Annotated in this window: 21 protein-coding genes and 1 riboswitch; of the genes, 15 read left to right on the top strand and 6 right to left on the bottom strand. The window is 71.4% G+C overall.

The window, feature by feature from the left end; translation table 11 throughout:
• Positions 1-13: 13 nt before the first annotated feature.
• The 11 genes from ABZT17_RS15995 (at position 14) to ABZT17_RS16045 (ending at position 11,855) form a co-directional block, all read left to right on the top strand.
• A complete protein-coding gene (locus tag ABZT17_RS15995; protein ID WP_356349076.1) occupies positions 14-151 on the top strand; it encodes a DUF6380 family protein in 138 nt (45 codons plus the stop codon).
• Positions 148-1,575, top strand: a complete 1,428-nt coding sequence (gene hpnE / locus ABZT17_RS16000) for a hydroxysqualene dehydroxylase HpnE (RefSeq protein WP_356348883.1) — start codon at positions 148-150, stop codon at positions 1,573-1,575. Before ABZT17_RS15995 ends, hpnE begins: the two co-directional genes overlap by 4 nt.
• Positions 1,576-1,643: 68 nt before the next feature.
• Positions 1,644-2,708, top strand: coding sequence for a polyprenyl synthetase family protein (locus ABZT17_RS16005; protein ID WP_356349079.1), 1,065 nt, complete (start codon positions 1,644-1,646; stop codon positions 2,706-2,708).
• A gap of 116 nt (positions 2,709-2,824) precedes the next feature.
• Positions 2,825-4,855 (top strand): squalene--hopene cyclase, encoded by a 2,031-nt coding sequence (gene shc, locus ABZT17_RS16010; protein ID WP_356348886.1) that lies wholly within the window; start codon positions 2,825-2,827, stop codon positions 4,853-4,855.
• Entirely contained in the window at positions 4,855-5,496 is a 642-nt protein-coding gene (locus tag ABZT17_RS16015) for a 1-hydroxy-2-methyl-2-butenyl 4-diphosphate reductase (protein WP_356348888.1), read from the top strand. Before shc ends, ABZT17_RS16015 begins: the two co-directional genes overlap by 1 nt.
• Positions 5,497-5,501: 5 nt before the next feature.
• On the top strand, positions 5,502-6,524 hold the full coding sequence (hpnH, locus tag ABZT17_RS16020; RefSeq protein ID WP_356348890.1) for an adenosyl-hopene transferase HpnH: 1,023 nt from the start codon (positions 5,502-5,504) through the stop codon (positions 6,522-6,524).
• A 4-nt stretch (positions 6,525-6,528) separates the two neighbouring features.
• Positions 6,529-7,686, top strand: a complete 1,158-nt coding sequence (gene ispG, locus ABZT17_RS16025) for a flavodoxin-dependent (E)-4-hydroxy-3-methylbut-2-enyl-diphosphate synthase (RefSeq protein WP_356348893.1) — start codon at positions 6,529-6,531, stop codon at positions 7,684-7,686.
• 27 nt (positions 7,687-7,713) lie between these two features.
• Positions 7,714-9,663 (top strand): 1-deoxy-D-xylulose-5-phosphate synthase, encoded by a 1,950-nt coding sequence (dxs, locus tag ABZT17_RS16030; protein ID WP_356348896.1) that lies wholly within the window; start codon positions 7,714-7,716, stop codon positions 9,661-9,663.
• Entirely contained in the window at positions 9,660-11,045 is a 1,386-nt protein-coding gene (locus ABZT17_RS16035) for an aspartate aminotransferase family protein (protein WP_356348899.1), read from the top strand. Before dxs ends, ABZT17_RS16035 begins: the two co-directional genes overlap by 4 nt.
• 82 nt (positions 11,046-11,127) lie before the next feature.
• Positions 11,128-11,733 (top strand): XRE family transcriptional regulator, encoded by a 606-nt coding sequence (locus tag ABZT17_RS16040; protein WP_356348902.1) that lies wholly within the window; start codon positions 11,128-11,130, stop codon positions 11,731-11,733.
• Positions 11,730-11,855 (top strand): DUF6126 family protein, encoded by a 126-nt coding sequence (locus ABZT17_RS16045; protein WP_356348905.1) that lies wholly within the window; start codon positions 11,730-11,732, stop codon positions 11,853-11,855. The genes ABZT17_RS16040 and ABZT17_RS16045 overlap by 4 nt, the downstream gene beginning before the upstream one ends.
• A gap of 31 nt (positions 11,856-11,886) precedes the next feature.
• Here the strand turns inward: ABZT17_RS16045 and ABZT17_RS16050 are convergent, their stop codons facing one another.
• Complete coding sequence (locus ABZT17_RS16050) at positions 11,887-12,684, bottom strand: tyrosine-protein phosphatase (RefSeq protein WP_356348907.1); 798 nt, start codon at positions 12,682-12,684, stop codon at positions 11,887-11,889.
• 169 nt (positions 12,685-12,853) lie between these two features.
• On the opposite strand from ABZT17_RS16050, the gene ABZT17_RS16055 reads away from it, so the two are divergent.
• From ABZT17_RS16055 to ABZT17_RS16065, 3 genes are all read left to right on the top strand, one after another.
• The gene (locus ABZT17_RS16055; protein WP_356348910.1) at positions 12,854-14,923 is read left to right on the top strand and encodes an alpha-galactosidase; all 2,070 of its coding nucleotides are present in this window, start codon (positions 12,854-12,856) and stop codon (positions 14,921-14,923) included.
• Between the two features lie 317 nt (positions 14,924-15,240).
• Positions 15,241-15,407: riboswitch (cyclic di-AMP (ydaO/yuaA leader) on the top strand.
• Positions 15,408-15,411: 4 nt separating this feature from the next.
• Positions 15,412-16,338: a LysM peptidoglycan-binding domain-containing M23 family metallopeptidase gene (locus ABZT17_RS16060; protein WP_356348912.1), complete on the top strand. Its 927-nt coding sequence runs from the start codon at positions 15,412-15,414 to the stop codon at positions 16,336-16,338.
• Between the two features lie 294 nt (positions 16,339-16,632).
• The gene (locus ABZT17_RS16065) at positions 16,633-17,418 is read left to right on the top strand and encodes an SGNH/GDSL hydrolase family protein (RefSeq protein WP_356349081.1); all 786 of its coding nucleotides are present in this window, start codon (positions 16,633-16,635) and stop codon (positions 17,416-17,418) included.
• 84 nt (positions 17,419-17,502) lie between these two features.
• Here ABZT17_RS16065 and ABZT17_RS16070 read toward each other — a convergent pair whose 3' ends face one another.
• The 5 genes from ABZT17_RS16070 to ABZT17_RS16090 all read right to left on the bottom strand — a co-directional run bounded on the left by ABZT17_RS16070 (position 17,503) and on the right by ABZT17_RS16090 (position 24,354).
• The gene (locus ABZT17_RS16070; RefSeq protein ID WP_356348914.1) at positions 17,503-18,123 is read right to left on the bottom strand and encodes a TetR family transcriptional regulator C-terminal domain-containing protein; all 621 of its coding nucleotides are present in this window, start codon (positions 18,121-18,123) and stop codon (positions 17,503-17,505) included.
• Positions 18,124-18,165: 42 nt separating this feature from the next.
• Complete coding sequence (locus ABZT17_RS16075) at positions 18,166-20,355, bottom strand: acetate--CoA ligase family protein (RefSeq protein ID WP_356348916.1); 2,190 nt, start codon at positions 20,353-20,355, stop codon at positions 18,166-18,168.
• 65 nt (positions 20,356-20,420) lie between these two features.
• A complete protein-coding gene (locus tag ABZT17_RS16080) occupies positions 20,421-21,602 on the bottom strand; it encodes a Glu/Leu/Phe/Val dehydrogenase dimerization domain-containing protein (protein ID WP_356348918.1) in 1,182 nt (393 codons plus the stop codon).
• A complete protein-coding gene (locus tag ABZT17_RS16085; RefSeq protein WP_356348920.1) occupies positions 21,599-23,197 on the bottom strand; it encodes a 5-guanidino-2-oxopentanoate decarboxylase in 1,599 nt (532 codons plus the stop codon). The genes ABZT17_RS16080 and ABZT17_RS16085 overlap by 4 nt, the downstream gene beginning before the upstream one ends.
• Complete coding sequence (locus tag ABZT17_RS16090) at positions 23,194-24,354, bottom strand: acyl-CoA dehydrogenase family protein (RefSeq protein ID WP_356348923.1); 1,161 nt, start codon at positions 24,352-24,354, stop codon at positions 23,194-23,196. Before ABZT17_RS16090 ends, ABZT17_RS16085 begins: the two co-directional genes overlap by 4 nt.
• A gap of 359 nt (positions 24,355-24,713) precedes the next feature.
• Here ABZT17_RS16090 and ABZT17_RS16095 point away from each other — a divergent pair, with 359 nt between their 5' ends.
• On the top strand, positions 24,714-25,946 hold the full coding sequence (locus ABZT17_RS16095) for an MBL fold metallo-hydrolase (protein WP_356348925.1): 1,233 nt from the start codon (positions 24,714-24,716) through the stop codon (positions 25,944-25,946).
• Positions 25,947-26,175: the final 229 nt, after the last annotated feature.

Genomic DNA, 26,175 nt, shown 5'->3' on the forward strand with positions numbered 1-26,175 from the left:
GGACGCCCGCCCGATGGACAAAAGGGTCCAAGGTGAGTCCGGCGGAGAAAAGCGGCACGCAACCCTCCGGACGGGGACGGCGTCCCTGACTGCGACGGCCGACCGCGCACAGCACCAGCACGGCGGTCGCGCAGGGGAGGGCGCACGATGAGCGACGGCACGCGGTCCGAGGGACCGGACGCCGGCATCCCGGGACGACCCGGGCGGGACGCCGTCGTGATCGGCGGCGGGCTCGCCGGCATCACCGCCGCGCTCGCGCTCGCCGACGCGGGTGTCCGCGTCACCCTGGTCGAGGGCAGGCCGAGACTGGGCGGCCTGGCCTTCTCCTTCCAGCGCGGCGAACTGACCGTCGACAACGGACAGCATGTCTATCTGCGCTGCTGCACCGCCTACCGCTGGTTCCTCGACCGGATCGAGGGGGCGGGGCTGGCGCCGCTGCAGGATCGTCTCGACGTGCCCGTACTCGACGTCGACAAGCCCGAGGGACGGCGGCTCGGCAGGCTGCGGCGCGACGCGCTGCCGGTGCCCCTGCACCTGGGGCGCAGCCTCGCCACCTATCCGCATCTCTCGCTCGCCGAGCGGGCCAGGGTGGGCCGGGCCGCGCTCGCGCTCAAGGGTCTCGACCTCGCCGATCCGGACCTGGACACCCAGGACTTCGGCAGCTGGCTGACCGCGCACGGTCAGTCGGCGCGTGCCGTCGAGGCCCTGTGGGACCTGGTCGGGGTCGCCACCCTCAACGCGGTCGCGGGCGACGCCTCGCTGGGGCTCGCCGCGATGGTGTTCAAGACCGGTCTGCTGTCCGACCCGGGCGCGGCCGACATCGGTTGGGCGCGCGTCCCGCTGGGTGAACTGCATGACCGGCTGGCCCGCAAGGCGCTCGACTCCGCGGGCGTCCGTACCGAGGTCCGTACACGCGTCACCTCCGTCTCTACCCGGAAGAACGGACGGTGGACCGTCCAGGTTCCCGGCGAGACGCTGTCGGCGGACGCCGTGGTGCTCGCCGTACCCCAGCGCGAGGCCCATGACCTGCTGCCCGAGGGCGCGCTCGACGCCCCCGAAAATCTTCTGGACATCGGCACCGCGCCGATCCTCAACGTGCATGTCGTCTACGACCGCAAGGTGCTCGACAAGCCGTTCTTCGCGGCCCTGGGCACCCCCGTCCAGTGGGTCTTCGACCGCACCGACGCCTCCGGACTGCGCGAGGGCCAGTATCTGGCGCTGTCGCAGTCGGCGGCGCGGGACGAGATCGACGAACCGGTCGCCGCGCTGCGCGAGCGCTATCTGCCCGAGTTGGAGCGACTGCTTCCGGGCACGCGCGGTGCCGAGGTGAAGGACTTCTTCGTGACCAGGGAGCGCACGGCGACGTTCGCCCCCACCCCCGGCGTCGGACGGCTGCGGCCCGGCGCCCGCACCAAGGCCCCCGGCCTCTACCTGGCCGGAGCGTGGACCGCCACAGGGTGGCCCGCGACCATGGAGAGTGCGGTCCGCAGTGGTGTGAGCGCGGCGGACGCCGCCCTCGCCGCCCTGGGCCGGCCCCGCCCGAGCCACCTCTTCGAAGTCGAGGAGGCGGCCTGATGCTCGATCAGCACGCGGCAGGCCCCCGCACCCCCGGTACCGCAGAAAAAGGAGACACTGTGCCCACTGTGCCCCCGGCCGAGGCGGCCGCTGAGAGGACCGCGGTGGACGTGACCGCGCTCCTGGAGCGCGGCCGGACCCTTGCCACACCGGTACTGCGGGCGGCCGTCGACCGCCTGGCCCCTCCCATGGACACCGTTTCCGCCTACCACTTCGGCTGGATCGACGCCGACGGCAACCCCGCCGACGGCGACGGCGGCAAGGCCGTCCGCCCCGCCCTCGCGGTGCTCTCCGCCGAGGTCACCGGTGCCGCACCCGAGGTCGGCATCCCGGGCGCCGTGGCCGTCGAACTGGTCCACAACTTCTCCCTCCTGCACGACGACCTGATGGACGGCGACGAACAGCGCCGCCACCGCGACACCGTCTGGAAGGTGCACGGCCCCGCCCAGGCCATCCTGGTCGGCGACGCCCTGTTCGCCCTCGCCAACGAGGTGCTGCTGGAACTCGGCACCGTCGAGGCCGGCCGCGCCACCCGCCGCCTCACCACCGCCACCCGAGCCCTGATCGACGGCCAGGCGCAGGACATCTCCTACGAGCACCGCGACCGCGTCAGCGTCGAGGAGTGCCTGGAGATGGAGGGCAACAAGACCGGCGCCCTGCTCGCCGCCTCCAGCTCCATCGGGGCGGTGCTCGGCGGGGCCGACGACCGCACCGCCGACACGCTGGAGAAGTACGGCTACCACCTCGGCCTCGCCTTCCAGGCCGTCGACGACCTCCTCGGCATCTGGGGCGACCCGGTCTCCACCGGCAAGCAGACCTGGAGCGACCTGCGCCAGCGCAAGAAGTCCCTGCCGGTCGTGGCCGCGCTCGCGGCGGGCGGTGCCGCCTCCGAGCGGCTCGGCGAGATCCTCGCCGCCGACGCCAAGAGCAGCGACTTCGAGAACTTCTCGGAGGAGGAGTTCGCCGCCCGCGCCGCCCTCATCGAGGAGGCGGGCGGCCGTGAGTGGACGGCCGCGGAAGCACGCCGTCAGCACACCATCGCCATCGAGGCCCTGGACGCCATCGAGATGCCCGACCGGGTGCGGGCCCGGTTCGCGGCGCTCGCCGACTTCGTCGTCGTACGAAAGAGATGATCACTATCGGTCGAATAGCCCTCGCGTAGTCGCCGGTCGGTGTCGCGGGAACACGAGCACCGGCCGACGGCGGACCCACAGCAGCACGATGTGAACGACTGCACGAAGGGGAAGCCATGACAGCGACGACCGACGGAAGCACCGGGGCCCTGCCGCCCCGGGCTGCCGCGGCCAGCGAAACCGACAGCACGAGCCCCGTGGTGACCGGGGTGCACGACGTCGCCGTACGCGCGGTACAACGCTCCACCCGCTTCCTGCTGTCCCGGCAGGACGCCGAGGGCTGGTGGAAGGGCGATCTCGAGACCAACGTCACCATGGACGCCGAGGATCTCCTGCTGAGGCAGTTCCTGGGCATCCTCGACGAGTCCACCGCGCACGCCGCGGCCCTGTTCATCCGCGGCGAACAGCGCGAGGACGGCACCTGGGCAAGCTTCTACGGCGGACCGGGCGAACTCTCCACCACCATCGAGGCGTACGTCGCCCTGCGCCTGGCCGGCGACGAACCCGGCGACCCGCACATGGCGAAGGCCGCCGCCTGGATCCGCGGCCGGGGCGGTATCGCCGAGGCCCGGGTCTTCACCCGGATCTGGCTCGCGCTGTTCGGCTGGTGGAAGTGGGAGGACCTGCCCGAACTCCCGCCGGAACTCATCTACTTCCCCAAGTGGATGCCGCTCAACATCTATGACTTCGGGTGCTGGGCACGGCAGACGATCGTGCCGCTGACGGTCGTCTCCGCGAAGCGCCCGGTGCGGCCCGCGCCCTTCCCGCTCGACGAGCTGCACATCGACCCCGACAACCCGAACCCGCCCAAGTCCCTTGCCCCAGTGGCGAGTTGGGACGGCGCCTTCCAGCGGCTGGACAAGGCGCTGCACCAGGTGCGCAAGGTCGTACCACGCAGACTGCGCAAGGCGGCCATGAACTCCGCCGCCCGCTGGATCATCGAGCGGCAGGAGAACGACGGCTGCTGGGGCGGCATCCAGCCGCCGGCCGTGTATTCGGTGATCGCGCTGTACCTGCTCGGCTACGACCTCGAACACCCCGTGATGCGTGAGGGGCTGGCCTCGCTGGACCGTTTCGCCATCTGGCGCGAGGACGGGGCCCGGATGATCGAGGCCTGTCAGTCACCGGTCTGGGACACCTGTCTCGCGACCATCGCGCTCGTCGACGCGGGGGTGCCCGCCGATCACCCGCAACTGGTCAAGGCGGCCGACTGGATGCTCGGCGAGGAGATCGTGCGGCCCGGTGACTGGGCGGTCAAGCGACCCCAACTCCCGCCGGGGGGCTGGGCGTTCGAGTTCCACAACGACAACTACCCCGATATCGACGACACCGCCGAGGTGGTTCTCGCGCTGCGCAGGGTCAGGCACCACGACCCGGAGCGGGTGGAGAGGGCCATCGGGCGGGGGGTCCGCTGGAACCTCGGGATGCAGTCGAAGAACGGGGCGTGGGGCGCCTTCGACGTCGACAACACCAGCCCGTTCCCCAACCGGCTGCCGTTCTGCGACTTCGGAGAGGTCATCGACCCGCCGTCGGCGGATGTGACGGCGCATGTGGTGGAGATGCTCGCGGTCGAGGGGCTCTCGCACGACCCCCGGACCCGGCGCGGCATCGAATGGCTGCTCGCCGAACAGGAGCCGGACGGTTCGTGGTTCGGGCGCTGGGGCGTCAACTACATCTACGGCACCGGGTCCGTCGTACCCGCCCTCGTGGCCGCCGGGTTCCCCGGCTCGCATCCGGCGATCCGGCGCGCGGTCGCCTGGCTGGAGTCGGTCCAGAACGACGACGGCGGCTGGGGCGAGGACCTGCGTTCCTACAAGGAGGCCGAGAAGTGGAGCGGTCGGGGCGCCTCGACGGCCTCGCAGACCGCTTGGGCGCTCATGGCTCTGCTCGCGGCGGGGGAGAAGGACTCCAAGGCCGTCGAGCGTGGCGTCGCGTGGCTCGCGGCCACCCAGCGCGAGGACGGTTCCTGGGACGAGCCGTACTTCACCGGGACCGGCTTTCCCTGGGACTTCTCCATCAACTACCACCTCTACCGGCAGGTCTTCCCGCTGACCGCACTCGGCCGGTACGTCAACGGCGAGCCCTTCTCCGAGAAGAACGGCGAGCCCTTCTCCAGGAGGCCTCTCGCCGGGGCGGAGGGGGGCTGATGGACGCACAGCCCGTTTCGGCCCCGTTGTTGATCGCCTGTGCGCTCGGCATCGAGAGCTTCGCCCTGCGCACCAGCGACCGCGGCGGCGCCGGCGGGCCGGTCACCGTCCTGCGGACGGGCATGGGACCCGAGGCGGCCGATGTGTCGACCGCCCGGATGCTGGCCCGGCCGGACCTCGTGGACGCCGCCGTCCTGGCCACCGGCTTCTGCGCCGGGCTCGCCCCGGGTATGCACCCCGGTGACCTCGTCGTCGCCGAGGAGACCAGGGACCCGCGCGGGACCGTCCCGTGCGTCGGCACCGAACTGCTCGTCAAGGAACTCGTGCGCGCCGTGCCCGGCCGCACCGTCCACACCGGCCCTCTCACCGGCTCCGATCACGTCGTGCGCGGTCAGGAACGGTCGGATCTGCTCGCGACCGGCGCAATCGCGGTCGACATGGAATCGGCGGCGACGCTTCTGAGCGCCGTGCGCGCTGGTGAGCGCCCCGTTGCGGCCGTACGGGTGGTCGTGGACGCTCCTGAACATGAACTGGTCCGGATCGGCACGGTGCGCGGTGGAATATCAGCCTTCCGCGTCCTTCGTTCCGTACTTCCGGCTTTCTTCGAATGGCACCGTTCTTTGCTGCTCCCCAGGAGGTGAGCCAGATGGCCATGCCGCTGCGTCAGTCCATCAAAGTCGCTACTTACTTGGCCGAACAGAAGCTCCGCAAGCGGGACAAGTTCCCGCTGATCGTGGAGCTGGAACCTCTTTTCGCATGCAACCTCAAGTGCGAGGGCTGCGGCAAGATCCAGCATCCGGCGGGCGTCCTCAAGCAGCGCATGCCGGTCGCGCAGGCCGTCGGCGCGGTCCTCGAGTCCGGTGCGCCGATGGTGTCCATCGCGGGCGGCGAGCCCCTGATGCACCCTCAGATCGATGAGATCGTGCGGCAGTTGGTGGCCAAGAGGAAGTACGTCTTCCTCTGCACCAACGCCATGCTGCTGCGCAAGAAGATGGACAAGTTCAAGCCCTCCCCGTACTTCGCCTTCGCCGTGCACATCGACGGGCTGCGCGAGCGGCACGACGAGTCGGTGGCCAAGGAGGGCGTCTTCGACGAGGCGGTGGAGGCGATCAAGGAGGCCAAGCGGCGCGGCTTCCGGGTCACCACCAACTCGACCTTCTTCAACACGGACACCCCGCAGACCATCATCGAGGTGCTCAACTTCCTCAACGACGACCTGCACGTCGACGAGATGATGATCTCGCCCGCCTACGCCTACGAGAAGGCTCCCGACCAGGAGCACTTCCTCGGCGTCGAGCAGACCCGCGAGCTGTTCAAGAAGGCCTTCGCGGGCGGCAACCGCAAGAAGTGGCGGCTCAACCACTCGCCCCTGTTCCTCGACTTCCTCGAGGGCAAGGTCGACTTCCCGTGCACCGCCTGGGCGATCCCGAACTACTCGCTCTTCGGCTGGCAGCGGCCCTGCTACCTGATGAGCGACGGGTATGTGCCGACGTACCGCGAACTCATCGAGGAGACCGACTGGGACAAGTACGGCCGCGGCAAGGACCCGCGGTGCGCCAACTGCATGGCGCACTGCGGCTACGAGCCCACCGCCGTCCTCGCCACCATGGGGTCGCTGAAGGAGTCCCTGCGCGCGATGCGCGAGACGGTCTCCGGAAACCGGGAGTGAGGTCATGACCGCCGTCTCCCTGGGCGTCCCCGAGGTACCGGCCCGGCCGATCGCCGAGCGGCGCGTGTCGCGGCAGATCCATGTCGGGCCGGTGGCGGTCGGCGGCGGGGCACCGGTGTCGGTGCAGTCGATGACGACGACCCGTACCTCCGACATCGGTGCCACCCTCCAGCAGATCGCCGAACTCACCGCGTCCGGCTGCCAGATCGTCCGCGTCGCCTGTCCCACGCAGGACGACGCGGACGCGCTGGCCACCATCGCCCGCAAGTCGCAGATCCCGGTGATCGCGGACATCCACTTCCAGCCGAAGTACGTGTTCGCGGCGATCGAGGCCGGCTGCGCGGCCGTACGCGTCAATCCGGGCAACATCAAGCAGTTCGACGACAAGGTGAAGGAGATCGCGCGGGCCGCGAAGGAGCACGGCACGCCGATCCGGATAGGGGTCAACGCGGGGTCCCTGGACCGGCGCCTGCTGCAGAAGTACGGCCGGGCGACCCCGGAGGCGCTCGTCGAGAGCGCGCTGTGGGAGGCGTCCCTCTTCGAGGAGCACGACTTCCGGGACATCAAGATCTCGGTCAAGCACAACGACCCGGTCGTGATGGTCGAGGCCTACAAGCAGCTCGCGGCCCAGTGCGACTACCCGCTGCACCTCGGGGTGACCGAGGCCGGTCCCGCGTTCCAGGGCACGATCAAGTCGGCGGTCGCCTTCGGGGCGCTGCTCTCGCAGGGCATCGGCGACACGATCCGGGTCTCGCTGTCCGCGCCTCCCGCCGAGGAGGTCAAGGTCGGCATCCAGATCCTGGAGGCGCTGAACCTCAGGCAGCGGCGCCTGGAGATCGTCTCCTGTCCCTCCTGCGGACGCGCCCAGGTCGACGTCTACAAGCTGGCCGACGAGGTCACCGCGGGCCTGGAGGGCATGGAAGTCCCGTTGCGGGTAGCCGTGATGGGCTGTGTGGTCAACGGCCCGGGTGAGGCGCGGGAGGCCGACCTCGGGGTCGCCTCCGGCAACGGCAAGGGGCAGATCTTCGTCAAGGGCGAGGTCATCAAGACCGTGCCCGAGTCGAAGATCGTGGAGACCCTCATCGAGGAGGCGATGAAGATCGCCGAACAGATGGAACAGGACGGCGTCGCGTCGGGGGAGCCGGCCGTCACCGTGAGTTGAACAGCACGGACCGAAGGGGGCCCGAGCGTGACCATTCTGGAGAGCATCCGGGGACCACGCGACCTGAAGGCGCTGTCCGAAGCGGAACTCGGTGAACTGTCCGAGGAGATCAGAGAGTTCCTGGTGCACGCGGTCGCCAGGACCGGCGGACACCTCGGGCCCAACCTGGGCGTGGTGGAACTGTCCATCGCGCTCCACCGGGTCTTCGAGTCGCCCGTCGACCGCATCGTCTGGGACACCGGCCATCAGAGCTATGTGCACAAGATCCTGACGGGTCGCAAGGACTTCTCCAAGCTGCGCGGCAAGGGCGGCCTGTCCGGCTACCCGTCGCGGGAGGAGTCCGAGCACGACATCGTCGAGAACAGCCACGCCTCCACCGCGCTCGGCTGGGCCGACGGGCTCGCCAAGGCCCGTCAGGTGCAGGGCGAGAAGGGCCATGTGGTCGCGGTGATCGGCGACGGCGCCCTCACCGGTGGCATGGCCTGGGAGGCGCTGAACAACATCGCGGCCGCCAAGGACCGGCCGCTGATCATCGTCGTCAACGACAACGAACGCTCGTACGCGCCGACCATCGGCGGTCTGGCCAACCACCTGGCCACCCTGCGCACCACGGACGGCTACGAGAAGGTCCTCGCCTGGGGCAAGGACGTCCTGCTGCGCACGCCCGTCGTCGGGAACACCATCTACGAGTCCCTGCACGGCGCCAAGAAGGGGTTCAAGGACGCCTTCGCCCCGCAGGGCATGTTCGAGGACCTGGGCCTCAAGTACGTCGGCCCGATCGACGGACATGACATCGGAGCGGTCGAGTCGGCGCTGCGGCGCGCGAAACGTTTCCACGGTCCGGTGCTCGTCCACTGTCTGACGGAGAAGGGCCGCGGCTACGAACCCGCCCTCGCCCATGAGGAGGACCACTTCCACACCGTCGGGGTGATGGACCCGCTCACCTGCGAGCCGCTGACGCCCGCCGGCAGCCCTTCCTGGACCTCGGTGTTCGGTGACGAGATCGCCGCGATCGGGGAGGAGCGGGACGACGTCGTGGCGATCACCGCGGCGATGCTGCACCCGGTGGGGCTCGGGAAGTTCGCGGCCCGTTTCCCCGACCGGGTGTGGGACGTGGGCATCGCCGAGCAGCACGCCGCGGTCAGCGCGGCCGGCCTGGCGACCGGCGGTCTCCATCCCGTCGTCGCCGTCTACGCCACCTTCCTGAACCGTGCCTTCGACCAGCTGCTGATGGATGTGGCGCTGCACCGCTGCGGGGTGACGTTCGTCCTGGACCGGGCCGGAGTCACGGGCGTCGACGGGCCCTCCCACAACGGCATGTGGGACATGTCGATCCTCCAGGTGGTGCCGGGGCTCAGGATCGCGGCCCCGCGCGACGCCGACCAGTTGCGGGCCCAGCTGCGCGAGGCCGTCGCCGTCGACGACGCCCCGACGCTCGTCCGCTTCCCGAAGGAGTCGGTCGGCCCGCGGATCCCGGCCGTCGACCGGGTCGGCGGCCTCGACGTCCTGCACCGTGGGCCTGCCACACCCGAGGTCCTGCTCGTCGCCGTCGGGGTGATGGCACCCGTGTGCCTCCAGGCCGCCGAGCTCCTCGAGGCCCGCGGGATCTCCTGCACGGTCGTCGACCCGCGCTGGGTCAAACCGGTCGACCCGGCGCTGCCCGGCCTCGCCGCCGAACACCGGCTGGTGGCCGTCGTGGAGGACAACAGCCGTGCCTCCGGAGTCGGCGCGGCGGTCGCGCTGGCGCTCGGGGACGCAGAAGTCGACGTTCCCGTACGGCGATTCGGCATTCCGGAGCAGTTCCTCGCGCACGCCAAGCGCGGTGAGGTGCTGGCCGACATCGGGCTCACACCCGTGGAGGTCGCCGGCCGGATCAGCGCCAGCCTCGCGGTCAAGGAGGCCGAGGACACCCTCGCCGTCAAGGAGGCGGCCGAGAGCGGCGAGGCGGCCGCGTCAGTCAAGGAGAACGCCGAATGACCAAGGAGTTCGACCTCGGTGCGCTCCTGGCCGAGCGCGGAGCCGAACGCTACGAGCTGCACGGGAGGTACCTGAACCACCAACTCCCGCGCATGCTCCACACCATCGGCTTCGACAAGGTCTACGAGCGCGCCGAGGGCGCCCACTTCTGGGACGCGGACGGCAACGACTACCTGGACATGCTCGCCGGGTTCGGGGTGATGGGCCTGGGCCGCCACCACCCCGTCGTCCGCAAGGCGCTGCACGACGTCCTCGACGCCGGCCTCGCCGACCTCACCCGCTTCGACTGCCAGCCGCTGCCCGGACTGCTCGCGGAGAAGCTGCTGTCGTACAGCCCGCACCTGGACCGGGTGTTCTTCGGCAACAGCGGTACGGAGGCGGTGGAGACCGCGCTGAAGTTCGCCCGGTTCGCCACCGGGAGGCCCAGGGTCCTCTACTGCGACCACGCCTTCCACGGCCTGACCACCGGCTCCCTGTCGGTCAACGGCGAGGACGGCTTCCGGGACGGCTTCGCCCCGCTGCTGCCCGACACCGCCGTCCCGCTCGGTGATCTCGACGCCCTGGCGCGGGAGCTCAGGAAGGGCGATGTGGCCGCCCTGATCGTCGAGCCGATCCAGGGCAAGGGAGTGCACGAGGCCCCGCCCGGCTATCTGCGCGCGGCCCAGGAGCTGCTGCACCGGCACAAGGCGCTGCTCATCGCCGACGAGGTGCAGACGGGCCTCGGCAGGACCGGGGACTTCTACGCCTACCAGCACGAGGAGGGCGTGGAACCGGACCTGGTGTGTGTGGCCAAGGCGCTGTCGGGCGGCTATGTGCCCGTCGGAGCCACGCTCGGCAAGGACTGGATCTTCAAGAAGGTCTACTCGTCGATGGACCGGGTGCTCGTGCACTCGGCGAGCTTCGGATCCAACGCCCAGGCGATGGCGGCGGGTCTGGCCGTCCTGTCCGTCATGGAGAACGAGCAGGTCGTCGCGGGCGCGCGTGCCACCGGCGAGCAGTTGAGGTCCCGGCTCGCCGCGCTGATCGACAAGTACGAGCTGCTCGCCGACGTGCGCGGCCGGGGCCTGATGATCGGCATCGAGTTCGGCAGGCCCAGGTCGTTGAAGCTGCGCGGCCGCTGGACCATGCTGCAGGCCGCGCGCAAGGGCCTGTTCGCGCAGATGGTCGTCGTACCGCTGCTGCAGCGGCACCGGATCCTCACCCAGGTCTCCGGGGACCATCTGGAGGTGATCAAGCTGATCCCGCCGCTGGTCATCGGCGAGCAGGACGTGGACCGCTTCGTGGACGCCTTCACCGCGGTGATGGACGACGCGCACAGCGGGGGCGGGCTGATGTGGGACTTCAGCAAGACACTGGTGAAGCAGGCGGTCGCCAACCGGTAGCAGTGCCGGGCGGGGGAGGCGTGGCCTTTGCCTCTGAGGCAAGAAATTTGCCGCGGAGGCAAGCTTCCGGCTGAATGGAGGCATGAGCTCTTCGGAAGCCGAGGCGGAGCTGCCCTCCGTCGCACCGCAGCTGCGCGCCCTGCGCCGCCGGGCCTCCCTCACCCTGGAGGCGGCGGCCCGCGCCGCCGGGCTGTCACCGGCCCACCTCTCCCGGCTGGAGACCGGTCTGCGTCAGCCCTCGCTGCCGATGCTGCTCGCCCTCGCGCGTATCTACGGTACGACGGTGTCCGAACTGCTCGGCGAGACGGTGGCCGAGCGGGACGCCGTGGTACGGGCCGCCGACATGGAACCGACGGCGGCCGGCGGCTGGACCTACTTCCAGGCCGGCGCGCCCGGCCGGGGGATGCAGGCCCTGCGCGTCCATGTCCCGCACGGCTCGCAGGGCGACATCGTGCGGGTGCACCCCGGCGAGGAGTGGCTGTACGTCCTGAAGGGACGGCTGCGGCTGCGCCTCGGTGACGCCGCGCACCGGCTCGCCCCCGGCGACAGCGCGCACTTCGACTCGCTCACCCCGCACCGCATCGCCGCGCAGGACGACGACGGGGTCGAGCTGCTCTTCGTACACACCCTGCTGCAGAGCCCCACGGCCACCCTGTGCCTGGGCCCCCTCACCGGAGACATGCCATGAGCAACAGCAACATGGAAGAGAAGTTCCCGCGCGCCCTGTGGGTGCGCCTGATCATCTACATCGCCGTGGGCCACCTCTTCGCGGCCTTCATCTACCTGCTGTTCGCGCTGGGCGCGAAGTAGCCCGGGGCCGCGGGCGAGGCGGCCCGCGCCGTCAGTCGAGGAGCCGCTCCCGCAGTCGCGCCCGCACCTGCGGTGTGACACCCAGCCCCTGCTCCAGATAGGAGTCCACACCGCCCCATGTCTCCTCGATGGCCGCGAAGGCCGCCTCCAGATACTCGGCGCGCGCCTCGAAGAGGGGGTTGAGCAACTCCATGACCTCGGGGGAGTAGCCCGCGGCGGAGGAGCTGCTGCGGCGGATCCGGTAGCGGCGGTGCTTCGCGTTGGACTCCAGGTAGTCGGCGACGATCGCCTCGCGCTCGACACCGAGGGCGAGCAGGGTCACGGCTATGGACAGTCCCGCGCGGTCCTTGCCGGCCGCGCAGTGCATCAGGACGGGCACGCTGTCCTCGGCGAGCGCGCCCAGCACGCGCGCGTGCTCTTCGGTGCGCTCCCTGATGATCTTGCGGTAGGAGGCGATCATGCGGCCGGCCGCCTTGCCGTCGCCGAGGATTCCGCGCAGCTGGTCGATCTCGCCGTCCCGGACCATCTTCCAGAACTCGGCGCCGTCGGCCGGGTCGGACAGCGGCAGGTTCACATTGCGGACGCCCGGCAGCTCGACGTCCGGCCCCTCCAGCTTGTGGTCGGCCGTGTTGCGGAAGTCGAAGATCGTGTGCAGCCCCAGGGAGGCGAGGAAGCCGGCGTCCTCCTCGGTCGCGTGCGCGAGGTGACCGCTGCGGAACAGGACGCCGTGCCGCACCCGCCGGCCGTCCACCGTCGGCAGCCCGCCCACATCACGGAAGTTGCGGACTCCGGACAGCTCCGGTTCGGTCGACGGGACCTGCTGCGTCACGAGGGCTCCTCCCGCTCGCCCCGCCGGCTCGGCTCGACGACGGGCACTTCTGTCGACGATACACATGGATTCCTGAGGCAATGAGTTGTCCACAGGCGTTGCAGAGGCACCCCGCCGCCGTCGATGATGTTGGAGATTGATCACCACTGTTCGGAAGTGTGAGGGCTTGATGCTGGAGATCTCCGACCACGGTCGTACCTGGGTCCTGTCCGGGCCGGCCAGCAGCTACGCCGTCCACCTCACCGAGGACGACGAGCTGCTGCATCTGCACTGGGGCCCGCGGATCGCACTCGCCGACGCCGAGGCCCTGGCCGTACGCCCGCTGCCCGTCTACCGGCCCTTCGAGTCCCAGCTCGACGGCCGTGAGGAGTACCCCGTCGAGGGCGGCCCCCGCTTCGTGCGCCCCGCCCTGTCGGTGCGCACCGAGGAGCGGCGCGGCACCGAGTGGCGCTTCGAGGCGTACGAGAGCGACGGCGACGACCTGAGGCTGCGCTTCCGTGACGGCGGGCTGGCCGTGACGCTGCACTACCGGATGCGAGACGACGTGGTGGAGCGGTGGGTGACCCTCGCCAACGAGGGCGCCGCCCTGGAACTCCTGCGCGCCGACGCGGCCACCTGGACCCTCCCCGACCGCGAGGGCTGGCGCCTGTCCCAGCTGCACGGCCGCTGGGCCGCCGAGTCCCTGCTCACCCGGTCCCCGCTCACCTATGGCGAGAAGACCATCGGCAGCCGGCGCGGCCACACCGGTCACCAGCACCTGCCCTGGGTCGCCCTGGACACCGACGCCACCGAGGAGCACGGCGAGGTCTACGGCGCTGCGCTCGGCTGGTCCGGTTCCTGGCGGATCGCGGTGGCGCAACTCCCGGACGCGCGCGTGCAGATCACCGGCGGCGCCGGCTATGACGACTCGGGGCTGCTGCGCCTGGAGACGGGGGAGTCGTACACCACTCCCGTCTTCGCCGGCCTGTGGAGCGACGGCGGCTTCGGCGCGGCGAGCCGGGCCTGGCACGCCTACCAGCGGGCGTATGTCGTCCCGGACGCCGACAAGGACCGTCCGGTGCTGTTCAACTCCTGGGAGGCCACCGAGTTCGACATCTCCGAGGAGCAGCAGGGGGCGCTCGCCCGGCGGGCCGCGGCGATCGGCGTCGAACTGTTCGTCGTGGACGACGGCTGGTTCGGCAAGCGGGTGAGCGACCGCGCCGGACTCGGCGACTGGACGCCCAACCCGGACCGCTTCCCGAAGGGGCTGGGGCCGCTCGCCGACTATGTGCACGGCCTCGGCATGCAGTTCGGCATCTGGGTCGAGCCGGAGATGGTCAACCCGGACAGCGACCTGTACCGCGCCCACCCCGACTGGGTCCAGTACCAACCGGGACGAAAGCGGACGGAGTTCCGCAATCAGCTCGTTCTCAACCTGGCCCGTGAGGACGTCCGGGAGTACCTCTGGGAGCAGCTCGACACGCTCCTCACCAGCGCCCCGATCGACTATGTCAAGTGGGACTTCAACCGCTGCTTCACCGACGCCGGTTGGCCCGGCGACGCCTACCCCCAGCGCCTCTGGGTCGACCACGTCCGCGGCCTGTACGCCCTGCTGGACCGGCTGCGGGCGGCCCACCCGGGCGTCGCCTTCGAGTCCTGCTCGGGTGGCGGCGGACGCATCGACCTCGGGGTCCTCAGCCGTACCGACCAGGTGTGGACCTCCGACAACACCGACCCGCTGGACCGGCTCGCCATCCAGCACGGCTTCAGCCAGATCCACCCCGCGCGCGTGATGGCCGCCTGGGTCACCGACAGTCCGAACACGCAGCTCAACGGCCGGGTCAGCTCACTGCGCTTCCGGTTCGTGAGCGCCATGGCCGGGGTGCTCGGGGTCGGGGGGGACCTCACCGAGTGGACGGAGGAGGAGCTCGCCGAGGCGGGCGACTGGGTGGCCCTCTACAAGGAGATCCGGCCCCTCGTCCAGCACGGCGACCTCCACCGGCTGCGGCCGCCCACGGGCGGGCTCAGCGCGGTGCAGTACACGCGCGGGGACGAGACGGTCGTCCTCGCCTGGCTCCAGGCGCAGGGCTACGGCGAGCCGGTACCGGCGCTGCGGCTGCGCGCCCTCGACTCCGAAGCGTCGTACGAATGCCTCGAAACGGGCGAAGTGCACCGAGGTGCCGTATTGCTGCATCACGGACTGGCTACCGGCCTGCGCGGCGACCTCGATGCGGCAGTTTTCCGGCTGCGTCGCATCTGAGTCTTCTGTCCGAATTGGCACCTTGGTCGCCTTGGTTGGGCTTCATTCCAACTCGCTCCGGAGTGAAGGAAGCTGGAGCAGCGTCACGTGAGGAGCGTCATATTCGTGACCGTGCGTACCCCGTCATGTTCACGTAATTAGGGCGCTTTTCATGGACGGTTGCGGGACGGGGCGGTCCCGCAATTCACGGAGAGTGACGGTTATTTTTCGCGGCGGATCAAGAGAAACGCATTCGCGGGGAACCGCCGCTTGTTCCTTCGCGTCTTCGTCGCTTACGTTCCACACCAATCCGGACGGACGCCCAATCCTGCCGCCGACCGGTATCCGCACCAACTCACCCGTGAACGGCAGGAGCGGGGGACCCACAGGTACAAACGCCTGTTCCGGTCTCCGGAACGGCTAGGGGTAAAGCCGCGCCCAGCGCGTGGCCGGGCATCTCCAGCCCGCACCCGACAGCTCACCTCGCAGGCGCCGGAGAGGAATTCGCCATGCCCGCGAAGGGTAAGCACCGCCGCCCGAAGTCCCAGCGCCTCACCCGCTCCATCGCCGTCGCCGGAACCGGTGGCGCCGCTCTCACCCTCCCACTGATGGGGGCCACCGGTGCCCATGCGGCCACCGCCCAGTCGGCTTCCCAGTCGGTTTCGGAAAAGGCCGTGCAGGTTCTTCCGAATACGGCGAAGAAGGCGCCCGAAAAGAAGAGCGCCGCGAACTCCGCGGGCGTACGCACCTATTCGGTGCGGGCCGGTGACTACCTCTCGAAGATCGCCGAGGAGCAGAACGTCAGCGGTGGCTGGCACAGGCTCTACGAGGACAACCGCGAGGCCGTCGGCGACAACCCGTCGCTGATCCACCCGGGTCTGAAGCTCACCCTCGGCAGGAAGGCCGCGTCGAGCACCACCGAGTCGTCCCGCTCGCGAGGCTCGTCCGAGAAGAGCGCGGCTACGCGGGAGAGCTCGGCCTCGCACCAGGCCACCACCCGGAGCGCCGAGACCACCAGCGCCTCCACCGGCTTCCAGCTCCCGGTCTCCGGCGGCACGATCGGCACCGGCTACCACGTGGCCGGCAGCATGTGGTCCAGCGGCTACCACACCGGCGTCGACTTCGTCGTCCCGACCGGCACCTCCATCAAGTCCGTGGGCGCGGGCACGGTCGTCACCGCGGGCTGGGGCGGCGCCTACGGCAACCAGGTCGTCGTCAGGCTCGCCGACGGCTACTACGCCCAGTACGGCCACATGTCCCAGATCTCCGTCTCGGTCGGCCAGACCGTGGCCGCGGGCCAGCAGCTCGGCCTCTCCGGCGCGACCGGCAATGTGACCGGCCCGCACCTGCACTTCGAGATCCGCACCACGCCGGACTACGGCTCCGACGTGGACCCGGTCGCCTACCTCCGCTCCAAGGGCGTCGCCGTCGGCTGACCCCCCGACCGGCATCCTCACGCCTGGCACGCCGCCGAAGGCCGGACCCCGATCCCCGGGTCCGGCCTTCGGTGTTCCTTCACGACGACCCGCAGAGCGTTCGGAGCCCAGAACTTCAGGGTCCGGGCGTTGCCGCCTCAACAGCGCTGATCAGAAGGTTATTCCAGGTTTGGTCAACACTTTAGGCGTGGCTTATCTCACCGACCGTCAACCCTTTCCTACGGTCGCGTAGGTCACATTGGAAGGTGAATCATGACCGCTGTGGCAGACGATTCGAAGAGTGACAGCACATCAGTGATCGGGTCGTACGTTGCGGTGGGGGACAGCTTCACCGAGGGCGTCGGCGACCCCGGCCCCGACGGGGCGTTCGTGGGCTGGGCGGACCGCTTCGCGGTCCTGCTGGCCGACCGACGCCCCGAAGGCGATTTCACCTACACGAACCTCGCCGTGCGCGGCAAGCTGCTCGACCAGATCGTGGAGGACCAGGTCTCCCAGGCCGTCGAACTGGCGCCGGACCTCATCTCCTTCTGCGCGGGCGGCAACGACATCATCCGGCCCGGCACCGATCCCGACGAGGTCGCCGAGCGCTTCGAGCGGGCGATCGCCCGGCTCACCGAGGTCGCCGGGACCGTGATGGTGACGACCGGATTCGACACCCGTGGCGTGCCCGTGCTCAAGCACCTGCGTGGAAAGATCGCCACCTACAACGGACATGTACGGGCCGTCGCCGACCGGTACGGCTGTCCCGTGCTCGATTTGTGGTCCCTCAAGACCATCCAGGACCGGCGGGCCTGGGACGGCGACCGGCTCCATCTCTCACCCGAGGGGCACACGCGCGTGGCGCTGCGCGCCGGTCAGGTCCTCGGTCTGCAGGTCCCGGCCGACCCGGACCAGCCCTGGCCCCCGCTCCCGCCGCGCGGCACGCTCGAGGTGCGGCGCGACGACGTGCACTGGGCACGGGAGTACCTGGTGCCGTGGATCGGACGGCGACTGCGCGGCGAGTCGTCCGGCGACCATGTCACGGCGAAGGGCGCGTTGTCCCCCGAGGACATCAGGACGCGGATCGCTTCGGTGGCCTGAGCGAAGCCGTCCGACTCCGGGCGCGCGGGCCGTGCCCACCTCCGGGTGGCGCGGCCCGCGGTGCCGGAGCGTTGGCGAGCGTCCTCAGCTCCCCGAGGCGGTCAACGCCTCCCGCTCCAGCCCCAGTTCCCGCGCCAGCGCCTCGTCCACCCAGTCCTGGGCCCGCGTCCGCGACACCGCGCCGGCGTACGACGTCAGCTGTACGGCCAGTCCGTCCAGCAGGGCCGTCAGGCGCAATGCCGTGCCGCCCGGGTCCGGGCAGCGGAACTCGCCGGCGGCCACGCCCTCCGCGATCACCTCGGCGAGTGCCGCCTTCCACTGCCGGTCGAGGTCGCGGGTGACCTCCCGCAGCGCGGGCTCGCGCAGCGCCGCCGCCCAGCCCTCGATCCACAGCCGCCAGCCCTTGGCCTGACCCGTCGGCGCGTACCAGCGCACGGCCGACCGCAGTCGCCGCAGCGCCGTCGTACGGCGGCCGAGCAGCTTGCGCAGATGGGCGAGGTCGTCCTCGGCCGCATAGGTGAAGGCGGCGGCGACCAGCTTCTCCTTCGTCGAGAAGTGGTACAGCACCAGCGCGTTGCTCACGCCGAGCACCGAGGCCACGTCGGCGATCCTCACCGCTGCCACGCCCCGCGCCTCGATCTGCTCGATGGCGGCCCGCAGCAACTCCTCGCGCCGCTCCGCCACACTCAACCGCACTCTCGCCACGCGGTCACCTTATTCCGTCACCGCTGACGGCGCCGGTTGAGATCACCTCCTGACCGGTTCCCAGGGGGTGCGGTCGCCCTCGGGGGCTCGCGGGACGGCGTGCGCGTCGAGCGCGAGCGCGCCTCCTGGGTGGACGAGCAGGGGATTGACCTCCAGTTCGGCCAGCTCCGGATGTGCGGCGGCGGCTCGGGTGACGGCGCACACCGCGGCCGCGGCGGCGTCCAGATGGACGGGCGGGGCACCCCGCCAGCCGGTCAGCAGGGCGGCGTGGCGCAGGCCGAGCAGCAGGGCACGCGCGCGTGCGTGGGTGAGCGGGGCCAGGGCGAGGGCGGTGTCGGCGAGGAGTTCGGCCGTGACACCGCCGAAGCCGAGCAGGGCGACGGGGCCGAAGGCCGGATCCTGGCGCACGCCGACGATCAGTTCATGGGCGTACGGCGGTGCCGCCATGGCCTCGACGGCGTAGCGCCCGGCGCCGGTCGAGGCCCGCATGCGGTGGAAGGCGGTACGGAGCGCCGCCTCGTCGGCGATGTCCAGCTCCACTCCACCGGCCTCGGTCTTGTGGGCGAGGCCCATCGCCTTGAGCGCGACGGGATGACCGACGCGGTACGCGGACTCGACGGCTTCGTGGACGTCCGTCACGAACTCGGCGGCGGGAAAGGCCAGTCCATGGGCGGTGAGAAGGGCGCGGACGGTCTCGTGGCGGGCGTCGTCGAGGCGGTACGCCACCGCCGGCGCCGGCGGGGGCAGGTGCGGGGTGGCGGTGGTGACCCGGGTGGCGCCGGTGAGTGCCGTGGCGGCCTGCTCGACGCGTTCGTAGACCGGGATGCCGCGCTCGCGCAGGACGGCCAGGGCCGGGGTGTCGCGCGCCATGGTGTGCACGAGCAGACGGCGGCCGGACGCGTCGGCGGCGTCCGCGAGCAGTCCGGCGACCTCGCACTCTCGGGCCGTCTGGGCCGGGTTGGCGGTGGCGTAGTCCCCGAAGTAGCCGGTGAGGACGACCGCGTCCGCCTCACCGCCGGCCAGCAGCGCACCGGCCACGCGCGCGTAGGCGCCGAGATCGGCTTCACCGGCGCCCGCGAGGTCGACGGGGTTGCGGCGCCCGGCACTTGGCGGGAGGAGTCCGGCGAGACGGTCGAGGGTGCGCGGGGAGAGCGGGGGAACGACGGCGCCGCGTACGGCGAAAGCGTCGGCGGCGAGAGCGCCTTGACCTCCGCTGTCGCCGACGATCGCCACGCGGAGGAGGCGGGCAGCGGAGTCTGCTCGGGGCGCCGCCGCTTCGACGGTGGGTGAGGCCGGGTGAGGTTCGGACACGAGGGGCACGGAGCCCGATGCGCGGGGCACGGAGGAACTCGATGCGAGGGCCGTGGTTCCCGGCGCTCGTCCCGGCGCCGCCAGCAGGCACATCGCCGTGTCCACGAGCTCCCCGGCCGACTCCAGCAGCAGCGCCCCGCTGTCCCGGCACACCGCCGCCACCGTGTCGTACGGGCTCACCAGCGCGCCCGTGTGGGACGCGGCGGCTTCCGTGGCGGCGGCGCTGCGGCCGACCGTCAGCAGGAGGACCGGTTTGCCGGCCGCGTGGGCGGCACACAGGGTGCGGGCCAGGCGGCGGCCGTCCCGGAAATCCTCGACGTAGGCGGCGACGACCCGGGTCGGGGTGTGCGCGATCAGGGTCTCCAGGGCGTCCGCCGCGTCGATGTCACGCTGGTTGCCGAGCGAGACGAAGCGGGAGAAGCCCTGCCCGGCGCGGGCGAGGAGGCGCCCGATCTCCAGGGCGAGATTGCCGCTCTGCGACACCAGACCGACCGCGCCGGCCGGGAAGTCGCCCCAGCTGAGCCGGAGTTCGGTCGTGGTGTCGACCAGGCCCATGCAGTTGGGGCCGAGGAGCCGGGCCCCGCCGCCGGTCACCAGGGCCGCGAGTTCGCGTTCACCGCCCGGGTCACCGCCCGATGTGATGACCGTGAAACAGCGCGCACCCGCCCCCAGTCCCTCGGAAACGACCGGGAGGATCTGCGCGGGCGGCACGGCGACGACGACGTGTTCGCACGACACACCGTCGAGGGACGCCCGGAACGGCACTGTGTCGAGACGGCCGCCGCGCCGGTTCACCAGATGCACGGCCCGGCGTCCGCGCCCGGCCAGCGCACCCCTCGCCAGCCAGTACCCCCATTTCGCGGGATTGTCGGAGGCACCCACGACGGCCACCGAGCGGGGGTCGAACAAGGCGTCGGGCACGGCCGGTCGTCCCGGATCTGCCCCGGGCGTGGGGCGCGGGCCCGCAGGCGGCTCCTCGACGGCCGTCACCGGTACCATCCGAACCGCTCGGCGATCACCGGCAGCCGGTCCGCCACGATCGCGTGCGCGGCAGCCCTCGGGGTCGTCCCGTCGGCCTCCGCCCGGGCCAGCATCTGCTCGACCAGGGCCCGCATCGAACGCCGCGTGTGGGCGAACGCCTCGTCCGCGTCCGGACCGATGTCGCCGAAGAGCGTCCACCACCACCAGGCGTTCGTACCGGAGTTGACCACGACGTCCGGCAGCACGGTCACCCCGCGCGCCGCCAGCAGTTCCTCCGCCTCCGGCAGCACGGGCATGTTGGCCGCCTCGACGATCCAACGCGCCCCGATCCGCTCCTGGTTGGCGGTGTCGATCGCGTACGACACGGCCGCCGGCACCAGCACCTCCGCCTCGGCCGACAGCCAGGCCTCGCCCGGCAGTTCACGGTCCCCGGGCCGCAGCTCCGCGCGGTCCACGGCGCCGTACCCGTCCCGCGCGGCCAGCAGCGCCTCGACGTCCAGTCCGGCCGGGTTGGCGATCGTGCCCTTGATGTCGGCGACGGCCACGACCGTCAGCCCCGCGCGCGTCAGGAAGCGCGCCGTGGCCCCGCCCATGGTGCCGAGCCCCTGCACGGCGACCCGTGTGCCCTCGTACGGCACACCGGCCCGGTCCAGGGCGGCCAGCGCCGACTCGGCGACCCCGCAGCCGCCGACCAGCTCGTCCAGCCCGATGCCGTCCACCTCGACGGCGAACGCCTCCGCGAGCCGTCGCCGGGCCGCCGCCTCGTCGTCGAGCAGCGGATACACGGCCTGGATGGACGAGACGAGCCCCGCCTCCGCCGCCGCCCGGTCCACCAGGTCCTGGGTCAGGCCGAGGTCCTCACCGGTCGTCCAGAAGCTCTCGATGTACGGCTTCATGGCCCGCAGATAGCGCACCAACAGGCCGTACGCCCCCGGGTCCTGGGGGTCGCAGTCGACGCCGCCCTTGGCGCCGCCCAGCGGGACGTAGCGGCTTTCCGGGTTGTAGTGCAGCGCCTCCTTCATGGTCATCCCGCGCGCCAGCCCGGCGACCTCGTCCAGCGTGCAGCCCTCGCGCATCCGCAGCCCCCCGCTGGAGACACCCCGCACCAGCCGGTCGACGACCAGGAAGCCCTGGCGGCCGGTGAGGTGGTCCGTCCAGGTCAGCGACATCAGGGGGGCGGCGGTCATGGGCTCTCCTCGGGGACGACGATCAGGGTGGGGCCGGGTGTGGTGAGGGCCTGTGTGAGGGTGCGGCGGAGCTCTTCGGGGCCGTACGCGCGTGTGCCGTGACCGCCGTAGGCCCGGGCCAGGGCGGGCAGGTCCACCGGCGGGAGGTCCACCGCGGTGGGCGTGTCGCCGCGCGCCCTCATCTCGTCGCGGATCTCGCCGTAGCCGCCGTTGTCGAACACCACGACGGGCAGGGGCAGTCGCAGCCGCACCGCGGTCGCCAGTTCCTGCACCGTGAACTGCAGGCCGCCGTCGCCGCTGAGCGCGACCACCTGGCGGTCGGGGCGGGCGGTCTTGGCGCCGATCGCGGCGGGCAGCGCGTAGCCCAGGGTGCCGAAGCCGGTCGGGTGGAGGTACTGGCTCCGGGAGCCGATCGGGAGGTGGGGGAGGGCGCCGTAGTAGCAGCACTGGGCGCTGTCCGAGGTGAGGATGGCGTCCTCGGCGAGGACTTCGCGCAGCGCCTTCAGATACGGGGTCCAGCGGGCGTCGCGTTCGGCGGTCTCCGCGTCGCGGGCCGCCCGCAGCGTGGCGATGTCGTCGGGTACGCGCGCGTGGCCCGGGAGTTCGGCCAGCAGCGTCTCCAGCACGGTACGCGCGTGCCCGACGAGCGCCACGTCCGCCGGCGCGCCCGCGTACATCTGGTCCGGGTCGATGTCGACGCGGATCAGCGTGCCGTCGAGCCGGGGCGGCGGCGACCAGAAGTCGGACTCGGCCAGCTCGGTGCCGACGGCGAGCACGACGTCCCGCGCGGTGAGCCACTTCCGCACCGCCGGGCTGTGCAGGGACACGCCGAGGGACAGCGGATGGGTCTCGGGGACGGCTCCCTTTCCGTTGGCGGTGGTGACGACGGGGGCGCCCAGGCGCTCGGCGAGGGCGCGGCAGACCCGCCGGGCGTCACGGGTGCCGCCCCCCAGGACCAGCGCCGGGCGCCGGGCGGCGGCGAGATGGCGCGCCGCCTCGCGCACGGAGCGCGGATCCGGCGCCGTCCGCTCCAGCGGCGGAGTGAGCCGGACGGGGCCGACGCGCTCCGTCGCCGCCAGCAGGTCCAGCGGGATCTCGATGTGCGCGGGCCGCGGGCGCCGGGTGCGGAACAGGGTGAACGCGCGGGCCACCGCCGCGTCGATCTCGGCGACGGAGGAGACCCGGTGGCTGAACGCGGCCACGCCCCGCAGGGCGTCGGTCTGGCTGCGCGTCTCGTGCAGCAGCCCCGTCGACAGACGCGGATGGCGCAGCGGTACACCCGGCGAGACGACGAGCAGCGGCACGCTGTCGGAGTACGCCTGACCCACGGCCGCGGCCGTGTTGAGAAGCGCCGGCCCCGTGGTCGTGAGGACGACTCCCGCACGGCCCGTCACGCGCGCGTACCCGTCGGCAGCGTATCCGGCGCCCTGCTCGTGAAGGGGCGTCACATGCCGTATGCCGTAGGCCGACAGATGCCGGTAGACCTCCAGGTTGTGTGTGCCCGGGATGCCGAAGACCTGTGTCACGGCATGGCCGCACAGGGCGCGTACGAGGGCCTCGCCCCCGGTGAGGAGCTCGTGGCCGGGCCCGCTCACCGCAGGTTCCGCGAGATCACGAGCCGCATGATGTCCGAGGTGCCCTCCTCGATCTCCTCCAGCCTGGCGTCCCGCATCCACCGCTCCACCGGGAACTCGCGCGAGTACCCCCAGCCGCCGAGCGTCTGCACGGCCGCCCAGGTGCAGTGGGCGGCTGTCTCGGAGGCCGTCAGCTTGGCCATCGCGGCCTCCGCGGTGGCGTCCAGGCCGGCGTCCAGGCGCCGGGCCGCCCGCCAGGTCATCAGCCGGGACTGCTCCACGCGCGTGCGCATGTCGGCGAGCCGGAAGGCGACCGCCTGGTGCTCGATGATCGGCCTGCCGAACTGGTGCCGCTCGCGGGCGTAGTCGCGCGCGTACTCGTACGCGGCACGCGCCACGCCCGTCGCGGCCGCGCCCAGGACGGTCCGTGAGATGTCGAAGGTCCGCATGAGCCCCCGGAAGCCCTGTCCCTCCGCCCCGAGCCGGTGCTCCTCGGGGACGAAGGCGTCCTGGAGGAAGATCTCCCGGCACACGATCGCGCGCTGGCCCATCTTCTTCATCGGCTCACCGAAGGAGACCCCTTCGGTGTCCTTGCGCAGCAGGAAGGCGGAGACACCGCGCGAGCGCCGTGTCGGGTCCGTCTTGGCGAAGACGACGTACAGCTCGGCCTCGCCGGCGTTCGAGATCCACGCCTTCTGGCCGTTCAGCAGATAGCCGCCCTCCCCGCGGCGGGCCGTGGTGGTGATCGAGGCGGCGTCGGAGCCCGCTGCCGGCTCGGTGGTCGCGAGGGCCGTCATGGGGGTGTCGGGGCCGGTGAGGGGGGTCAGCCACGCGCGCTTCTGCTCCTCGCTGCCCAGTTCGAGGACCGGGTCGGCGAAGAAGCCGTTCGAGCAGAGCAGGTTGCCGATGCCCAGGTCGCCGACGCACAGCTCCTCCTGGACCAGGCACTGGGTGAACACGTCCGTGAAGCCGCCCCCGCCGTACTCCTCGGGCAGCATGAAGCCCGTGATCCCCACCTTGGCCGCCTTGCGCCACAGGTCCCAGGGGGTCTCGACGTCCGCCTCGTCCACGGCACGCGCGCGTGGGCGTATCTCCTCCCGTGCGAACGTACGGGTGAGGTCCACGATGTCGCGCTGCTCCGGAGTGAGCGGGACGAGTTCGGTGGGGAGGTCGGACACGGTGCCTCCAACGGGCCGCGGGGATGCTCACCGGCAGACGATCACGGTCATCGCCTCGCTATTACTGAATCGTGAGTCAGTATCGGGAGCGCTTTCGGCGCGTGTCAACGGGACTCTCGGTGGTTCTCCGGACGGGGCGCCGTCGCAGCTCACCGGATGGTCACGGGAATGGACGCCGACGATCGGCTGTTCACCGAGCGGCGGGCCCGGTTCCTTCGGGAAGTGGGCGCGGCGGTGCGGGAGGTCGGCCGGTTCTTTGGGCTTTCCTTGGAAAGAGCCCGCCGAGCCCCGGACGACCCAGGTGTTGTCAGTGGCGCCGACCATAATGGAATGCCTCACCGACTCCACCTGGAGGTACCGTGTCCCGTTCCCTGAGCTCCGGGCTCCGCTCGCTGCAGCCCGCGGCCTTCGGCGCGGACCCGAGCGGTGAGCGCCTCGCGCGCATCCGCAGATCACCGCACTTCAAGGACGGGGTCTTCCAGAACCCCGGCGGCACGGCCCGGGTCCGCCCCGGTTCGATGCTGGACTTCGGGAAGGCCTTCTTCGACAAGGAGCAGAGGCCCCGCCGCGCCCCGCAGGGCACGGTCCCGGTGCACGCCACGACCCTCGCCGACCTCGCCAAGCCGCCTGTCACGGGGCTGCGGCTGACCTGGATGGGGCACTCCAGTGTGCTCGCGGAGATCGACGGGCAGCGGGTGCTCTTCGACCCGGTCTGGGGTGAGCGCTGCTCGCCCCTGCCCTTCGTCGGCCCCAAGCGGCTGCACCCGGTCCCGCTGCCTCTGGCGGCCCTCGGGCCGGTCGACGTCGTGGTCATCTCGCACGACCACTACGACCACCTGGATTTCCCCACGATCAAGGCGCTGGCCGGCACGGACACCCTCTTCGCCGTCCCGCTCGGCGTCGGCTCCCACCTCGAACACTGGGGCGTCTCCGCCGACCGGGTGCGTGAGCTGGACTGGCACGAGGCGACGAGGGTCGGCTCTCTCACCCTGACCGCGACACCGGCGCGCCACTTCTGCGGCCGGGGTCTGCGCAACACTCAGCACACCCTGTGGGCGTCCTGGTCCGTCGCGGGCCCTGAGCACCGGATCTACCACAGCGGCGACACCGGGTACTTCGAGGGCTTCAAGGACATCGGTGCCGCGCACGGCCCCTTCGACGCCACGATGATCCAGATCGGCGCGTACTCCGACTTCTGGCCGGACATCCACATGACGCCCGAGGAGGGCATGCGTGCCCACCTCGACCTCCAGGGCGGGCAGCCGCACGGAGTGATGCTGCCGATCCACTGGGGCACGTTCAACCTGGCCACGCACGCGTGGTCCGACCCCGGCGAGGGCACCGTCGCGGCCGCCCAGGCCACCGGCTCCCGTATCGCCCTGCCCCGGCCGGGCGAGCCCTTCGAACCGACCGCCGAGACGGTGCCCTCCGCCCCGTGGTGGCGGACGGTCGCCCAGCCCCCGAAGGGCGGCTGGCCGACGACGGAGGCGCTCACGGCGGCGACGATCAAGGTGGAGGCCGACACGGCAAAGGCCGCCGCGCACGGGACGTCCGAGGGCACAGGAGAGCCGGAGACGGTCCCGGCCGGGTGACACCGGACGGGCCGGGGCCGGTGAGCCCGGGACGGGGTCGAGGCCGCGCGGGCCGTTGGCTCCGGTGGGCCGGGCTGTGGGGTGGAGGCTTCGGTGGACCAGGGCTGCGGGGCGGTGATTCCGGGGGTGTTGTGGGCCGGTGGGTTCGGTCGGGTTCGCTGTGGGGCGAGGGCTTCGAGGGACGTCGCGCTGTGGGGCGGTGGCTCCGGTGCGGGCGGATTGCCGTCGG

This window comes from Streptomyces sp. NPDC005648, assembly GCF_040605395.1.
Lineage (GTDB): Bacteria > Actinomycetota > Actinomycetes > Streptomycetales > Streptomycetaceae > Streptomyces.

Excerpts from the sequence above, each read along its gene's own strand:
- shc (WP_356348886.1), top strand. The coding sequence starts at position 2,825 with ATGACAGCGACGACCGACGGAAGCACCGGGGCCCTGCCGCCCCGGGCT.
- ABZT17_RS16035 (WP_356348899.1), top strand. The coding sequence starts at position 9,660 with ATGACCAAGGAGTTCGACCTCGGTGCGCTCCTGGCCGAGCGCGGAGCC.
- ABZT17_RS16055 (WP_356348910.1), top strand. The coding sequence starts at position 12,854 with ATGCTGGAGATCTCCGACCACGGTCGTACCTGGGTCCTGTCCGGGCCG.
- ABZT17_RS16060 (WP_356348912.1), top strand. The coding sequence starts at position 15,412 with ATGCCCGCGAAGGGTAAGCACCGCCGCCCGAAGTCCCAGCGCCTCACC.
- ABZT17_RS16080 (WP_356348918.1), bottom strand. The coding sequence starts at position 21,602 with ATGACCGCCGCCCCCCTGATGTCGCTGACCTGGACGGACCACCTCACC.
- ispG (WP_356348893.1), top strand. The coding sequence starts at position 6,529 with ATGACCGCCGTCTCCCTGGGCGTCCCCGAGGTACCGGCCCGGCCGATC.
- ABZT17_RS16015 (WP_356348888.1), top strand. The coding sequence starts at position 4,855 with ATGGACGCACAGCCCGTTTCGGCCCCGTTGTTGATCGCCTGTGCGCTC.
- hpnE (WP_356348883.1), top strand. The coding sequence starts at position 148 with ATGAGCGACGGCACGCGGTCCGAGGGACCGGACGCCGGCATCCCGGGA.
- ABZT17_RS15995 (WP_356349076.1), top strand. The coding sequence starts at position 14 with ATGGACAAAAGGGTCCAAGGTGAGTCCGGCGGAGAAAAGCGGCACGCA.
- ABZT17_RS16045 (WP_356348905.1), top strand. The coding sequence starts at position 11,730 with ATGAGCAACAGCAACATGGAAGAGAAGTTCCCGCGCGCCCTGTGGGTG.
- hpnH (WP_356348890.1), top strand. The coding sequence starts at position 5,502 with ATGGCCATGCCGCTGCGTCAGTCCATCAAAGTCGCTACTTACTTGGCC.
- ABZT17_RS16040 (WP_356348902.1), top strand. The coding sequence starts at position 11,128 with ATGAGCTCTTCGGAAGCCGAGGCGGAGCTGCCCTCCGTCGCACCGCAG.